At 70.6% G+C, this 14,281-nt stretch carries 12 protein-coding genes and 2 pseudogenes; 8 read left to right on the top strand and 6 right to left on the bottom strand.

The window, feature by feature from the left end; all coding sequences use genetic code 11:
- A partial coding sequence (locus tag E6J59_12380) for a hypothetical protein (GenBank protein ID TMB19283.1) occupies positions 1-223 on the bottom strand: 223 nt, incomplete at its 3' end.
- Between the two features lie 876 nt (positions 224-1,099).
- On the opposite strand from E6J59_12380, the pseudogene E6J59_12375 reads away from it, so the two are divergent.
- The 3 genes and pseudogenes from E6J59_12375 to E6J59_12365 all read left to right on the top strand — a co-directional run bounded on the left by E6J59_12375 (position 1,100) and on the right by E6J59_12365 (position 1,912).
- Positions 1,100-1,430, top strand: a pseudogene (locus E6J59_12375) (hypothetical protein).
- Between the two features lie 16 nt (positions 1,431-1,446).
- Positions 1,447-1,724, top strand: a pseudogene (locus E6J59_12370) (hypothetical protein).
- Positions 1,691-1,912, top strand: a complete 222-nt coding sequence (locus E6J59_12365; GenBank protein ID TMB19282.1) for a hypothetical protein — start codon at positions 1,691-1,693, stop codon at positions 1,910-1,912. The pseudogene E6J59_12370 and the gene E6J59_12365 overlap by 34 nt, the downstream one beginning before the upstream one ends.
- Here E6J59_12365 and E6J59_12360 read toward each other — a convergent pair.
- Both E6J59_12360 and E6J59_12355 read right to left on the bottom strand, forming a co-directional pair.
- Positions 1,891-3,177, bottom strand: coding sequence for an adenylate/guanylate cyclase domain-containing protein (locus tag E6J59_12360; protein TMB19281.1), 1,287 nt, complete (start codon positions 3,175-3,177; stop codon positions 1,891-1,893). The two genes, E6J59_12365 and E6J59_12360, sit on opposite strands and share 22 nt — an antisense overlap.
- Positions 2,688-3,773 (bottom strand): hypothetical protein, encoded by a 1,086-nt coding sequence (locus tag E6J59_12355; protein ID TMB19280.1) that lies wholly within the window; start codon positions 3,771-3,773, stop codon positions 2,688-2,690. Before E6J59_12355 ends, E6J59_12360 begins: the two co-directional genes overlap by 490 nt.
- 455 nt (positions 3,774-4,228) lie before the next feature.
- On the opposite strand from E6J59_12355, the gene E6J59_12350 reads away from it, so the two are divergent.
- The 5 genes from E6J59_12350 to E6J59_12330 all read left to right on the top strand — a co-directional run bounded on the left by E6J59_12350 (position 4,229) and on the right by E6J59_12330 (position 10,502).
- Entirely contained in the window at positions 4,229-4,732 is a 504-nt protein-coding gene (locus tag E6J59_12350; GenBank protein TMB19279.1) for a hypothetical protein, read from the top strand.
- A gap of 67 nt (positions 4,733-4,799) precedes the next feature.
- Positions 4,800-6,677: a hypothetical protein gene (locus tag E6J59_12345; GenBank protein ID TMB19278.1), complete on the top strand. Its 1,878-nt coding sequence runs from the start codon at positions 4,800-4,802 to the stop codon at positions 6,675-6,677.
- Between the two features lie 7 nt (positions 6,678-6,684).
- Entirely contained in the window at positions 6,685-8,349 is a 1,665-nt protein-coding gene (locus E6J59_12340) for an efflux RND transporter periplasmic adaptor subunit (GenBank protein TMB19277.1), read from the top strand.
- A 1-nt stretch (position 8,350) separates the two neighbouring features.
- On the top strand, positions 8,351-9,055 hold the full coding sequence (locus tag E6J59_12335) for an ABC transporter ATP-binding protein (protein ID TMB19276.1): 705 nt from the start codon (positions 8,351-8,353) through the stop codon (positions 9,053-9,055).
- A gap of 256 nt (positions 9,056-9,311) precedes the next feature.
- Positions 9,312-10,502, top strand: coding sequence for an FtsX-like permease family protein (locus E6J59_12330; GenBank protein TMB19275.1), 1,191 nt, complete (start codon positions 9,312-9,314; stop codon positions 10,500-10,502).
- Positions 10,503-10,554: 52 nt separating this feature from the next.
- Here the strand turns inward: E6J59_12330 and E6J59_12325 are convergent, their stop codons facing one another.
- The 3 genes from E6J59_12325 to guaB form a co-directional block, all read right to left on the bottom strand.
- Positions 10,555-11,016, bottom strand: a complete 462-nt coding sequence (locus tag E6J59_12325; protein ID TMB19274.1) for a periplasmic heavy metal sensor — start codon at positions 11,014-11,016, stop codon at positions 10,555-10,557.
- A 137-nt stretch (positions 11,017-11,153) separates the two neighbouring features.
- A complete protein-coding gene (gene guaA / locus E6J59_12320; GenBank protein ID TMB19273.1) occupies positions 11,154-12,608 on the bottom strand; it encodes a glutamine-hydrolyzing GMP synthase in 1,455 nt (484 codons plus the stop codon).
- A 108-nt stretch (positions 12,609-12,716) separates the two neighbouring features.
- Complete coding sequence (guaB, locus tag E6J59_12315) at positions 12,717-14,192, bottom strand: IMP dehydrogenase (protein TMB19272.1); 1,476 nt, start codon at positions 14,190-14,192, stop codon at positions 12,717-12,719.
- Positions 14,193-14,281 lie beyond the last annotated feature (89 nt).

Here is a 14,281-nt window from a genome sequence, read left to right as displayed (position 1 = left end):
GCGTGGTCGTCGGCAGAACCACGGTGGTGGTACTGAGCGTCCGGGCCGTGGTGGTGGTCGGGATGGTGAGCGTCGAGGTGGGGAGGACGACGGTGGTGGTGCTGAGGCCGATCGCCGTGGTGACGTCCTCGCGCGGCCACGTCGCCCCCGAGGCGTCGAGTGGGAAGGCCAGCGAGAGCGCTGCTAGGACGACCAGGCCGCGCGGCCCAGCGGGAGCCTTCATTTGGACGCGTTCACGCGGGTTGCGGGGCGCGATCAGGACGCGCCCGGTGGGGACCGTACGGCCGGGCCTGAAAGCCGTCAATCCCGGTTGGTAGTGTTTGCGAGAGACACACCGCGCAGACGCCGTGTCACGAGGTGGCACCTGAGGCGGCGCTCGTCTTGACGCTCCACTCGCTCCCGGACCATCCTCGCGCGTGCTGGACGCGCGGCCAGAAGCGATCCTCGCGATCCTGCGCTCCGCGAGGTCCGCCTCGCCGGACCCGCCGCTCGGCGAGGTGCTGGAGGCGTTCCGGCGGCAGTGGCTCGCCCTCGCCCGCAAGCGCTTTCCGAAGCTGCAGGACGACGTCGAGGACGCGGTCCAGAGCGGCTCGCAAAGCTCGTCTCAGGAGAGAAGCTGGACGGCCCGAAGGACGTCGCCCGCCTCGAGTCCCTGGGCCCGGAGCCTTTTCGTCCACAGGGTGCTGGACCTCGCCCGCGAGAGAGGCTGCCGGCGGACCCGGCGGGCGTACCTCGCCTCCCCCGACGAGTATCCCGAAGAGGTGCTGCGGAACGGGCTGCCAGGGGATCGCCCCACCCCGGAGGAGATGACCGCCTACCGGGAGCGTCTCGAGATCGTGGCGCGGTGCGTGGAGACGCTGGACGTCGCCCGGCTGAATCGAGGACCTGCCCGAGAAGGAGATCGCGCTGCGGCGACCTCTCCATCCTGCAGGACGGAGTTTTCCCTCACCCAGATCCTCGACCGCCCGCTCACAGGCCGCGTCTTCTTCGAGGAGGTCATCCGACGAAGTCGGCCGCCCGACCAAGTCCAGCTTCTCTTCCAGCGCCGCGTCACCCGCCGCACCCCGGACCGCTCCCGCATCCGGGGTCATCACTCTCGATCCGTATCCCGGCCGCGTGCTGCGGGCTGGTGGGCCTGAAGATCACGCGCGACCGGAACCCCGGCGGCGGGGAGGATGCCGAACGGGCGATCGGCTTCGTCGTCGAGCACCTCGTGAGCCGCACCGTCCGGGACAGCGCCGCCATGCTCGACGCGACGGGGTATCCCGAACCGGCCAGCCCCCATGCGCCGCCGCCGAAGGCGTGCCCCGTACATGGAAGAGATCCGCACGCCGCCCGGGCGCCTGCGCATCGCCTTCTCCGCCGAGACCCCCGACGGCCACGCGATCGACCCGGAGATCGAGGACGCGCTCGAGCGGGTCGCGAAGTGACGTCTTTCTGACGCCAATGCGCGGCACCGCGCTCCCCCGGATCGGCGACCTGGGGCCCGGGCAGGATCCGCGCGAGCTGAACCGCAAGCAGGCGCGCGCCCTGCCCTTCACGCCGCCCTTCAACCTGACCGGACAGCCGGCGATCTCGCTGCCGCTCGTCCACACCGCCGACGGCCTGCCGCTCGGCATGCAGCTCGTCGGGCGCTATGCGGACGAGGCACCCTCTTCCGCCTCGCGGCGCAGCTCGAGCAGGCGCACCCGTGGCGGGGACGGAAGCCGCGGGTCTGGGGCTGACCTGCATCTGGAATCGACTGGAGAACCCGCGCCGGCTGATGTGGGCCAACGACTTCCCGCACAGCGACTCGACGTGGCCGTGGTCCCGGGAGGTGCTTGCCCGGCACGCGGCCCACCTGAGCGAGGCGGAGCGCGACCTCGTCCTGCCCGACAAAGTGGCGGAGCTCTACGGGGTCGAGGGCGTCTGAGCGCGCGTCTCGGCGTCGAAGCGATCGACGGCGAAGGTGCCGACCGGGGCGGGCAGCCCCTTCACCTCGAGGGGCGGCAGGGCGTGGAGGGTGAAGCGCGGGTCGAGCGCGTCGCGTACCGCCGCGGTGACGAGGACGTCGACGGCGTGCGCCCGGGTCAGCTCCTGGACGCGCGCGGCCAGGTTCACGGCGCTGCCGATGACGCCGTACTCGATCAGCTCGGCGCTGCCGATCACCCCCGCGACCACCGTGCCGCGATGGATGCCGACGCCCATGGCGAGGGCCGGCAGGCCGTCGGCGGCGAGCGCCGCGTTGTAGTCGGCCAGCGCCGCCCGCATCGCGAGCGCGGCGTGCGCGGCGTCGTTGGTCTGCCAGGGGTTTTCCTCGAGCGCCCCGAAGAGTGCCAGGATGCCGTCCCCGATGAACTTTGCGACGTGGCCGCGGTGATTGGTGATCGCCCGGCTCAAGCGCTCGAAGTAGCCGTTCAGGATGCGCACGAGGAGGTCCGGATCGAGATGCTCGGCGAGGGCCGTGAAGTCCTTCAGGTCGGCGAACAGGACCGTCACCTCCTTCTTCTCCGAGCGCGTCGACACCCCCTGCGCGATGATGTCCTCCACCACCTGGGCGGGCGCGAAGCGCGCGAACGCCTGCTGCAGCGACTCGAGGCTCCCCGCCGCGGCCGCCAGGCGCTCCTCCAGGGCCGCGGCCGTCCGCCGCGTGTGGCCGAGCCAGAGGACGAGCGCCACCACGACGGCGGCCAGCGCCGCCGCGAGGATCAGCACGCGTCGATCACCACGCTCATCCGGCAGACGGCGTTGGCGAGCGCCGCGATGCCGACCGCCTCGAGGACCTCTTCCGGGCTGAGCCCCTGGGCGACCTCGCGCGTGCGCCGCTGGATGGCGGCCGGCTGGTAGCGCACCGTCTCGCGCGCGAAGGGCAGCAGGCGGGCCTCGCGCGCATCGAGCCGGGGCGAGCCCAGGTTGGCCAGGATGCCGTCGAGCTCGGCCGGCGGGAGCCCCTCGGCCGCCAGGAGGCGGCGCGCCTCGCCCTCGCCGTGCGCGCAGCCGAGCGCCCTCGCGATCACCGCCAGCATGAGCGTCTTCGTCCGCCGGGGCAGGACCGCCGAGGCCCAGGCGCCGTCGATCGTCCGGCGGAGCACCCCGGCGGCGGGGGAGCCGTCGAGCGCGGCGACCACCGCCGCGCACGGCCCGTCGTCCGGGTGCGGCGCCGGCTCCGGCGCCCGCGGCCGCGGGCGCATGCGCCACGCGAGGAGCGGCCGCACGAGGCGGAAGACCGGGCTCGCGACGAACGACACGAGCGGCTCCGGGGGCAGAGCCAGGAGCGTCCCGACGCGGTTCGTGATGGCGTTGCCCGCCGCCGCGAAGACGACCTCCGCGGCGGCCGCGCGGCTGAACCCGGCACGGACCAGCGCCTCGAAGTCGGCGCCGCCGGGCCGGGGGTTCGCGCGCGTCAGCCGCCGGGCCAGGTCGAGCGCCGCCCGCGCCGCCGGCGTCAGCTCGCCGACCTGCCCATCGCGCACGAGCGCATCGATGTACTCGTCGCGCTGGCCGAATATCTTGAGCACCGCGCGCTGGACGCCGTAGCAGTAGCGGCAGGAGTTCTCCTGGCTCACCACCAGCGTGACCAGGTCGCAGACCTCGAGCGGGGCGTGGGCGATCGGCCGCTTGATGATCTCGCACAGCCCCCGCACGAGCCACGGGCTCGGCGCCAGGCGCGCGAGCCAGCCGGGCACCGCGCCGACGGCCTTGCGTACCTCCGCCCGCAGGGCGGGCGGCACGGGGGCGACCGGCACGATGCACTCGCCCCACTCGAGGTTCGCCGCTGCTGCGGAAAGGCCCATCGGGGCGGCTCTACGCGGCTCGCGTCAGACCCTTCGGCCCGTACCGCTCGATGACCTCCCCCTCTGCCGCGAAGCGTCGTTGCGTACCATGGGACCCCCCTCCTCGCTGGCCGCTCGTATGCCGGCGAGGGTCGTGCGGTCAAGAGAACATCGATGGTGGTCGGGCGAGGGCGGGGCCCTCGGAGCGCCCCGGAGCCGGCTCCTGGGGGCATAGTCACGTAAGTTGGTGAGCGTTAGTCACCACGAGGCGGTACGAAGTCGAGCGCATCGGCAGCGCCCGACCTCGCCGCGAGCCTCCTCTGCGAACGGTGGCCCCGTGGCTCGTCCGGGAGGTCGCGTGAGGTGTCAACCTTCCGCCCCACACCATCGTCGGTTCACGCATGACGAGGAGCGGCAGCACGATAGTCGGACGAAGGGCTCTGTTCGTCGCCGTGTCGGCGGCATGGGTGTGCGGGATGGCGGCCCCGACCCTGGCGGCGTTCCCGGGCGAGCTGCAGGCCGGGACGCGCGTCGAGGTCAAGGGCCGGCTCGTCGGACCGAGGGCCGTGGCGGCGGACCTGATCGAGATCGACACCCGGCAGGGGGAGGAGGACGGTCTGGGCGGTGTCATCGAGAGCGTCGATGCGACGGCCAGGACACTCGCCGTAATGGGAATCAAGATTTCAACGTCGGCCGAGACCGCGCTCGCCGGCGAGAGCCGCGAGCCCATCGTGTTCGCCGACTTCAAGCAAGGGCAGTGGATCTCCGTGGATGGAACGCTCGGCGCGGACGGTGTCCTCAAGGCGAGCGAGGTCCGCATCAAGCCGCCGAAGCAGCAGGGGTCGCGTGCGACGAAGCTCGAGGGCCGCGTGAGCCAGGTAGATGGCGCGCGGAACACCTTCACCCTGCTCGGCGCGACGGTGACGGTGACGCCGCAGACGGAGATCGTCAAGAAACAACCGGGCGGCGGCGGCCAGTAGCGGGCTGCATGGGAATTGCCCTGGGAGACCTCCGGCAAGACGCAGGGTGCGCTGAACGTAGGAACGGATGATGCGCTCGAGGTCACGCCTGGTACCACCGCTTGGCGTTCTCCTCCTCTCGCAGCTTCCTCTCCCGCCGACGCCCGACTCGATGGCCTCGGAACCTCCGCGTGTAGCGACTGACGATTCCCGCCGGGCGGCGCCTGCCGCTCCGGTACGGACCTCCGGCCCCCAGGTGAAGCGCGCGCCCTTCGAGCAACCCGTCACGGCCCCAGCGCCCGCCGGCCTCGACGGGAAAATCCCGCTCGAAGGGCAGAGCGCGTTCGCGGCGATCACCGCCGCGGAGAAGGAGGTCACACGGCGCTGGCGCGACACCGTGTTGCCGAAGCTCGGGCAGCCCGCCGCGGGCGCGGCGCCGCTCGGTGAGAGGATGTACGCGTACCTGACGAAGAATCCTGAGGGCAGAGGCCGCAACCACACGGTCATCTCCGAGGAGGACCTGGGCAGGATCAAGCGCGTCCTCGACGATATCCGTCGCAAACGGCTGCCGGGAGCCCCGGCGCCCCCCGAGAAGCTCTCGCTGGCGCTCGAGGAAGCGGTCGAGCTTGGGCTCGAGAAGAACCTGCCCCTCCAGATCACCAGGCTGAACGAGGACGCGCTGGAGACCGAGATCGCGAGGGCCAAGGCGATCTTCCATCCGCTCGTCGGCGCCAGCTTGACCGCGTCGCGTAGGAAGGAGGTGGGGATAGAGAGGCTGAACGATGACCGCATCATCCTGGACGGTCGGCGCATCTCGGACACCAGCATCCGCACGCCCGCCGCCTTCATCAGCGAGAACATCCCCACGGGAGGCAACATCGGTGTGGAGGGCTTCTTCAGAAGGACGGATACCGCCGGAGAGCGACCCCCTCGCGAGTTCGTGTCGAACTACACCGTCAGGATCCTGCAGCCGCTCCTGCGCGGGGGACGCATCTACGTGGCCACCCGGCCGATCAAGGACGCCGAGTACGATTGGCGGATCGCCGCGGCGCAGCTTCAGGCCGACATCCTGACGGTCATGGCCCTGACCAAGGCCGCCTACTACAACGCCATCCTCGCGGACCTGATCATCGACGTCGCGCAGGACGCGCTCGCGAGGGACGAGGCCCTGATCGAAGCGTCCAATGCCCTCTTCAAGGCCCGCCTGGTGACCAAGCGCGACGTCTACAGCGCCGAGATCATCCGCGCGCAGGATGCGGAGACGCTCGCGAGGGCCGAGGGGAACCGCCAGCTGGCACAGAACGCCCTGAGCGACGTCCTCGGCGTGCCCATCGGCACGGAGACGCAAGTCCGGCACGAGGCGATCGACTTCCAGCCCATTCCATCGGATCTGGAGACGTGGATCGCCCTGGCCAACGAGCGCCGACCGGAGATCATGGCCGCCGACGAGGCTCTCAAGAAGAGCTGGCTGAACGTCCGGGTGGCGCAAAATGGCCTCCTGCCGAACGTCGATCTCACGGCCGCGTACGGCAGGACACAGACCGGGACGACGGTCGGTCGCGCGTTGGATTTCCGCGGCGACGAATGGGCGGCGGGATTGCTCTTCTCATATCCGCTCGGAAATGTCGCCGCGCGATCCCTTCTCTCGCGGGCGAGGATCGAGCACACGCGTTTCGAGACCCAGCTCGCGCAGACGAAGCGGCTCGTCGAGCTGCAGGTCCGGACCGCCGAGATCAGGCTCCGGACGAGCCTGGAGCGCATGAAGCCGCTCGCCGTGAGCGTGGAGCAGGCGGAGGGCAAGCTGGAGATCGCCCGGGCGCGGTTTGCCCTCGGCCAGGCCACCAACAAGGACGTTACCGACGCCCAGGAGGACATCCGCGACGGGGAGATCGACTTGCTCAGATCGATCGTCGACTACGATATCGGCTTGGCCGAGCTGGAGGCGAGCATTGCAGGCCAAATTTAGAGTTCGGATGACGCGCATCGGGGGCCGCGCGCGGTCGGTGATCGACGAGGGGATCGGGCGGCGGCTCGGGTTGCTCTTCGAAGCGATTGGGCAGCGGCTCCGGCCGCTGCGCGAAAGGATCGAGCAGCCACTCCGGCCGGTGGTCGAGGACATCGAGCGGCGGCTCCGGCCGCTGAGCGAGGACATCGAGCGCCGGCTCCGGCCGGTGCGCGAGCGGCTCGCGGACGCGGGGGTGGTGCTCCGCCCCCGCCACTGGGCGGCGATCGCGGCTGCCCTCGGGGTGATCGCGGTCTACTTCTCGCTCGGCTCGGGTGTGCAGCTGAAGGCCGAGGACCTCTTCGAGGTCTGGCCCGGGGAGTTCGTGGCCAAGATCACGGAGCCCGGGGAGCTGCGGGCGCTCGACTCGGCCACGATCAGCGCCGCGAAGGACCTCACGATAATCTACCTCATCCCCGAGGGAACGTACGCCAAGAAGGGCGACGTGCTCGCCCGCTTCGACCCGGGCAAGTACGAAATGCAGCTCGAGGAGGCGAAGGCCGCCCGCGACGTGTCGGAAGCCGATCTGCACAAGGCCGAGACGGACCTGGAGGCGCAGCGGCACCGGCTGCAGTCCGAAATCGCCCGCTTCGAGACGGAGGTCCGCTTCGCCCAGCTCGACCTGGACGAGCTCAAGAAGCGGCCGCTCCCGAGCGAGCTCACGCAGGCGCAGATGGAGGTGCGGCGGGCACAGCTCGCCTTCGATAACGCGGAGGCAAAGCGGAAGCTGCTCCCGGGGCTGGTCGAGAAGGGGTACATCACGCGGGAGACGCTCGAGGACGCCGAGCTGAAGGCCCTCGAGGCCAAGACGACGTTCCAGGCGGCGCAGTTCAACCTCCAGCGGGTGAAGGCCGGGGCCACCCGGGCCGAGCTCGAGCGGGCGACTGTCCGGCTCGAGCAGGCGCAGTTCGCCCTCGAGAAGGCCAAGCGCGGGATGGCTTCGCAGCTCGAGTCCTACGAGGCCGGCGTCGAGCGCGAGAAGGCCAACATCGCGCGCGCCGAGCAGCTCATCCGGACCGCCGAGACGAGGCTCAAGGTGAAGGAGATCACGGCCCCGAAGGACGGGGTCGTGGTCTACGCCAAGGCGAGTGAGAACAAGGGGAACGATAAGATACAGCTCGGCATGATCCCCTACGAGGGCCAGCCGATCCTTTACCTGCCGGACCCCTCGACCATCGTCGCAGACACGGAGGTGAACGAGGTCGACATCAGCAAGGTCCAGGTGGGCGGACCGGCCGAGCTCAAGCTCGACTCGCTCCCGGGAGTGACCTTCCGCGGCACGGTGCTGAAGATCGGGTCGCTCGCGAGGATGAAGCTGACCCCGGCGGGAACACCCTCCGGCGTCAAGGTCTTCGACGTGACCGTCAAGGTCGATGACAAGGACGAGCGGATCCGGCCGGGCCTCTCCGCGAGCGTCGGCATCATCGTCGAGCGCCGCGACCACGCGCTCTCGGTCCCGCTCTCCGCTGTCCTCGCGCGCGGCGGGAGCCAGGCGGTCCTGGTGCCGTACGGGAGGCGGATCGAGGAGCGCAAGGTCGTGCTCGGCCCGAGCAACGAGCACCTGGTGGTGGTGGAGGAGGGGCTGCGCGAGGGCGAGCGTGTGCTCGTGAATCCTCCGCCAGCCGACCGCGCCTGAGATGCTGATCGACGCCACGGAGCTCCGCAGGAGCTACTGGACGGGCGCGACCGAGGTCCCAGCGCTGCGCGGCGTGGACCTCGCAGTGGAGCGGGGCGAGTTCCTCGCCATCATGGGACCGTCGGGGTCAGGCAAGTCGACGCTCCTCCACCTCCTCGGCTGCCTCGACCGGCCGAGCGGGGGCCGCTACCGCCTCGATGGCGTGGCCGTCGAGCAGATCGAGGACACCGAGCTCTCGCGCATCCGCAACCGGAAGATCGGCTTCGTCTTCCAGGCCTTCAACCTGATCTCGCAGCACGACGTCCTCGAGAACGTCGAGCTGCCGCTCGTGTACGCCGGGGTCGCGCGCCCCCTCCGGCGCGAGCGGAGCCTCGCCATCCTCCGCGAGGTCGGCCTCGAGAGGAGGGGGCGACATCGGCCGACGGAGCTCTCGGGCGGAGAGATGCAGCGCGTCGCCATCGCGCGCGCCCTCGTCGTCGAGCCGCTGCTCCTCTTCGGCGACGAGCCGACCGGGAACCTCGACAGCAAGACGGGCGAGGACATCATGAAGCTCTTCGTCGACCTGAACCGCCGGGGGACGACGATCGTGCTGGTGACGCACGATCCCGATGTGGCGGCCTACGCGCAGCGGACGATCCACATGCGCGACGGCCACATCGTGAGCGACTCGAAGCAGCCGCCCGCGGCGGCGGCGCCGGGGGCCTAGGAGGCCGTCCGAGTAATCATGGCGGCTGCGGCGAACGATCCGGGGGCTGCGAGCGGCGTGCTCGCTCCTCCCTCCTGCGGCGACCAACTCCCGGCGCGCGTCCCGCGCGCCGCACCTCGTCGGTCGTCGCTGCGCTTGCCGCTCTCGCTCCCCGGCTCGTTCGCCTCGCTCACCATGATTACTCGGACGGACTCCTAGAGGGAGACCGACCCTGCACTGGTCCGACAGCATCGACATTGCCATCAGGGGCCTCCTCGTGCGCAAGCTTCGCACCCTGCTCAGCACGCTCGGGATCGTATTCGGGGTGGCGGCGGTCATCTCCATGATGTCGATCGGCGAGGGCGCGCGGCGGGAGGCGACCGAGCAGATCAAGCTCCTCGGGACGAACAACATCCGCGTGAAACGGCTCGAGCTGACGGGCGAGATGCGAGCGGAGGCGGAGCGCCGCTTCTCGCGCGGCCTCACCTACGACGACGCGCTCCTCGTCCGGGACCGGCTGCCCGGCCTGCTAGGCGTCGCGCCCGTCAAGTTCCTGGACCAGGAGGCGCGCTTCGGGGCTCGCCAGGGCGTCGCCCAGGTCGTCGGCACGACCCCGGAGTATCAGGATGTGACGAACTTCCGGGTCGGCCAGGGGCGCTTCCTCTCGCCCTTCGACCTCCGGGACAGCAAGAGGGTCTGCGTGCTCGGTTCCGAGCTGAAGCAGGACCTGTTCGGCTATGCCGACGCGCTCGGGGCTGCGCTCACCATCGGTCAGAGCTCGTGCCAGGTGGTCGGCGTAATGGAGCCGAAGCTCATCCGCGAGGGCCGGGGGGCCGTCATCAAGCTACGGAACATCAACCGCGACGTCTACCTCCCGATCACGACCGCGCTCCGGCGCTTCCCGCGCACCGGCGACCCGGCGGCCATCGAGGAGATCGCGGTCCGCGTCGCCGACGCCTCCCAGCTCTCCGTGACCGCTCGCGCGATCCGGGGGATCGTCGGCCCGCAGCACCGCGACGTGGAGGACTACGAAGTGATGGTGCCCGAGGAGCTTCTCGCTCAGGCGCAGCGGACCCAGCGCATCTTCAACATCGTCATGGGGTCGATCGCGGGCATCTCGCTTCTCGTCGGCGGCATCGGCATCATGAACATCATGCTCGCGAACGTGTCGGAGCGAACGCGCGAGATCGGCGTGCGTCGCGCCATCGGCGCGTCGAAGCGTGACGTGCTGAGGCAGTTCCTCATCGAGACGGTGCTCGTCTGCCTCGCCGGGGGCACGATCGGCACCGTGATCGGCTTCGGGATGGCCAAGGGCATCACCCTCTACGCGGGGTGGGCTACGGCCTTCTCCCTCGTGAGCGTGCTCATCGCCTTCGGAACCGCCGCCTCGGTGGGGCTCCTCTTCGGGCTCTTCCCCGCTCGCCAGGCGGCCGAGCTGCACCCCGTGCAGGCGCTGCGCTTCGAATGACGCACCCCCTGCCCCAACCGCGGCGGCGCTCCGCTCCCGCGGCCCCGCGCGGTCAGTCGTCGTCCTCCAGCTCGGCGAGCGTGTTTCGCTGGGCGGGCGTCAGGACCCTTCGCATCTCCAGCAGCATCGTCACCCGTGCCTTGCCGAGGTTGGCACGGGCCTGCTCGAGCGCATCGACCTCGGCCAAGACCCGCGCGTCGTCCGCCCGATCATCCCCGAGCAGCGTATCGAGTCGGGTCTTCGCCTTGTTGACCTCTGCGTCGAGGTCGGTGAGCGCGCCCTGATGGCGGGCAAATATCTGCTCGAGGTACCGCACCTCGTCGTCGCTCATCTGGAGCTTCTCGCGAACCTTCTCCTTCTTCCAGAACTTGCCGTGGTGCTTTCCGAGACCACCACCCGGCCAGTCTGCGTGGGCGGTCGCCGCTGATACGATGAGGGTGACGGTCAGAACCAGGGTACTGATCCGCTGCGTCATTCGCTGTCCGTTCCTTCCGGCTCCCATGCTCACCTGCACGACGACCGACGCGAGCCGAAGGTTGACGCCGGCCGAGCCATCGGCGGGGCCCTACCTCCCTGTCCGGGTGAGGCGACGGGACGATGAAGGACGCAGCCGGGCGGCCCGACCGCCGGTGCCGGCTGGCGGCGACCGCCCTACTCCCACTCGATGGTCGCCGGCGGCTTCGAGGAGATGTCGTACACGACCCGGTTCACGCCCTCCACCTCGTTGATGATGCGGCTCGAGAGCCGGGCGAGGAGGTCGGCGGGGAGCCGCGCCCAGTCGGCCGTCATGCCGTCGGTCGAGGTGACGGCGCGGACGGCGATCACGTTCTCGTAGGTGCGCTCGTCGCCCATGACGCCCACCGTCTTGACCGGCAGGAGGACGGCGAACGCCTGCCAGAGGTCGTCGTGGAGGCCGGCCGCGCGGATCTCCTCCTGTACGATCGCATCCGCGCCGCGCAGGATCGCGAGCCGCGCGGCATCGACGGGGCCGATGATGCGGACGGCGAGCCCGGGCCCCGGGAAGGGCTGGCGGCCGACGATCTCCTCCGGCACCCCCAGCACGCGCCCGAGATCGCGCACCTCGTCCTTAAACAGCTCGCGCAGCGGCTCGAGCAGCTCGAGGCGCATCCGCTCGGGGAGGCCGCCCACGTTGTGGTGGCTCTTGATGGTCGCGGAAGGGCCGCGCACCGAGACGGACTCGATGACGTCGGGGTAGAGCGTTCCCTGGGCAAGGAAGCCGGCGCCGGGGATGCGCTTCGCCTCCTCCTCGAACACCTCGATGAAGGTGACGCCGATGGTGCGCCGCTTGCGCTCGGGATCCTCGACGTCGCGCAGGTTGCGGAGAAAGCGCTCCCCGGCGTCGACGTGGCGCACGTCGAGCTCCATGGTGTCGCGGAAGACCCGCAGCACCTCCTCGGCCTCGCCGGCGCGCAGGAGGCCGTTGTCGACGAAGATGCACGTGAGCCGCTCGTCGATGGCGCGGTGGATGAGGGCGGCGGTCACGGCCGAGTCGACGCCGCCCGAGAGCCCGCAGATGACGCGCCGGCCACGGAAGTTGCGCAGCACCTGCTTCCCGTCGACGCTGTGGGTGACCTCGGGGTGGAACTGGAGGCCGTAGATGGGGCGCTCGCGGTGGCGGAAGGCGGCGTGCGGGGAGTTGTCGCTCGCGGCGAGGGTCTCGAACGCGTCGGGGAGCGACGTCATCTGGTCGCCGTGGCTCATCCACACGCGCGTCGAGCGGCCGCCCAGCGCGAGCAGCGGGTCGAAGCGTGTGATGCGCAGGTCGGCGGGGCCGAACTCCTTGCGCGTGGCGCGTTGCACCTCGCCGCCGAAGGCTCGATTGAGGACGCCCATCCCGTAGCAGATGCCGAGGACGGGGGGCGTGCCCGTCATGAGCGTCTCGAGGACGGCGGGCGCCGGCCGGGGCGCGTCCTCGTCGTACACGCTGGCCGGGCCGCCCGAGAGGATGATGCCCTCGGGCGCCAGGCGGCGGAGCGCGTCGAGCGGCAGGTCGAAGGGGTGGATCTCGCAGTAGACGCGCAGCTCGCGCACGCGCCGGGCGATGAGCTGCGTGTACTGCGAGCCGAAGTCGAGGATCAGGATCATTTTGACCTGGGGGCCCGTCCAGTGCTCACTCGCTCCGCGCTTCCGATGCCCCCAGACCCCGTCGGCCAAGCGTGAGCGCTCTCGCGCTCGGCCTCCGTCCGAATTCGGCTACTCGAGGCGATAGTTGGGGGCCTCTTTCGTGATGTAGACGTCGTGCACGTGGCTCTCCTTGAGCCCGGCCGGCGAGACGCGCACGAAGCGAGCGTTCCGGCGCAGCTCGGCCAGGCTGCCCGCGCCGAGGTACCCCATCCCGGCGCGCAGCCCGCCCACCAGCTGCTGCACGATGAAGGAGAGCGCGCCCTTGTACGGCACGCGGCCCTCGATGCCCTCGGGCACGAGCTTCGTGCCGAGCTCGTCGGCCTCCTCGTCCTGGAAGTAACGGTTGCGGCTGCCCTCGCGCTCGCGCATGGCCTCGAGCGATCCCATGCCGCGGTAGAGCTTGTAGGTGCGCCCCTGGTAGAGGATGGTCTCGCCCGGGCTCTCCTCGGTGCCGGCGAAGAGGCCGCCGATCATCACGGTGTCCGCGCCGGCGGCGAGCGCCTTGGTCACGTCGCCCGAGAACTTGATGCCGCCGTCGGCGATGACGGGCACACCCGCGCGCCCCGCGGGCCCCACCGCGTCGGCGATCGCGGTGAGCTGCGGCACCCCCACGCCCGAGACGACGCGCGTGGTGCAGATCGAGGCCGGGCCCATGCCGACCTTGACCGCGTCCACGCCGGCCTTGACCAGCGCGGCGCTGCCCTCGGCCGTGGCGACGTTGCCGGCGATCAGGTCGACCTTCGGAAAGGCGCTCTTCACGGCGCGCACGGTCTCCAGGACCGCGTCCGAGTGCCCGTGGGCCGTGTCGACCACCAGCACGTCCACGCCGGCGCGCACGAGCGCCTCCGCGCGCGCCTCGCGGTCGGGGCCGGTGCCGATCGCGGCCCCGACGCGGAGCCGCCCGAGGTCGTCCTTGGCGGCGTTGGGGTAGCGGATCGCCTTCTCGATGTCCTTGACCGTGATGAGGCCGCGGAGCTGATTCCGCTCGTCGACCACCGGCAGCTTCTCGATCCGGTAGCGGTGCAGGATCTCCTTCGCCTCCTCGAGCGTGACGCCCGGCTGGGCGGTGACGAGCCGCTCCTTCGTCATCACCTCGCCCACGGTGCGGTCGAGACGCTTCTCGAAGCGCAGGTCCCGATTGGTCAGGATGCCGACCAGCTGGCCGCCGCGGGTGACCGGCAGGCCGGAGATGCGGTAGCGCTGCATGATCGAGAGCGCCTCGGCGATCGGCTGCTCGGGGTGCACCGTCACCGGGTCGACGATCATGCCGCTCTCGGACTTCTTCACCTTCTCGACCTCGAGGGCCTGGGCTGCGACGGCCAGATTGCGGTGGATGACGCCGAGACCGCCCTCCTGCGCCATCGCGATCGCCGTCCGCGCCTCCGTGACCGTATCCATGGCCGCGCTGAGGAGCGGGATGTTGAGCCGGATCGAGCGCGTGAGCGGGCTCGAGACGTCGGTGTCGCGCGGCTGAATGGCCGAGGCGGTGGGGACGAGCAGCACGTCGTCGAAGGTGAGGCCCTCGCGCAGCTCAGACGGCACCATGCGCCCTCCCCCAAACGCGCGAAGGGGCCCACCCGGCGTCGCGGATGAACCCCTTCGGATGTGCCATGGTGTTTCTTAGCAGGCGCCCG

The sequence above is a fragment of the Deltaproteobacteria bacterium genome (genome assembly GCA_005879795.1).
Taxonomy (GTDB): Bacteria; Desulfobacterota; Binatia; order DP-6; family DP-6; genus DP-6.
Note: the sequence above shows the minus strand (reverse complement) of the source record. Positions and strands in the feature narration are given on the sequence as shown.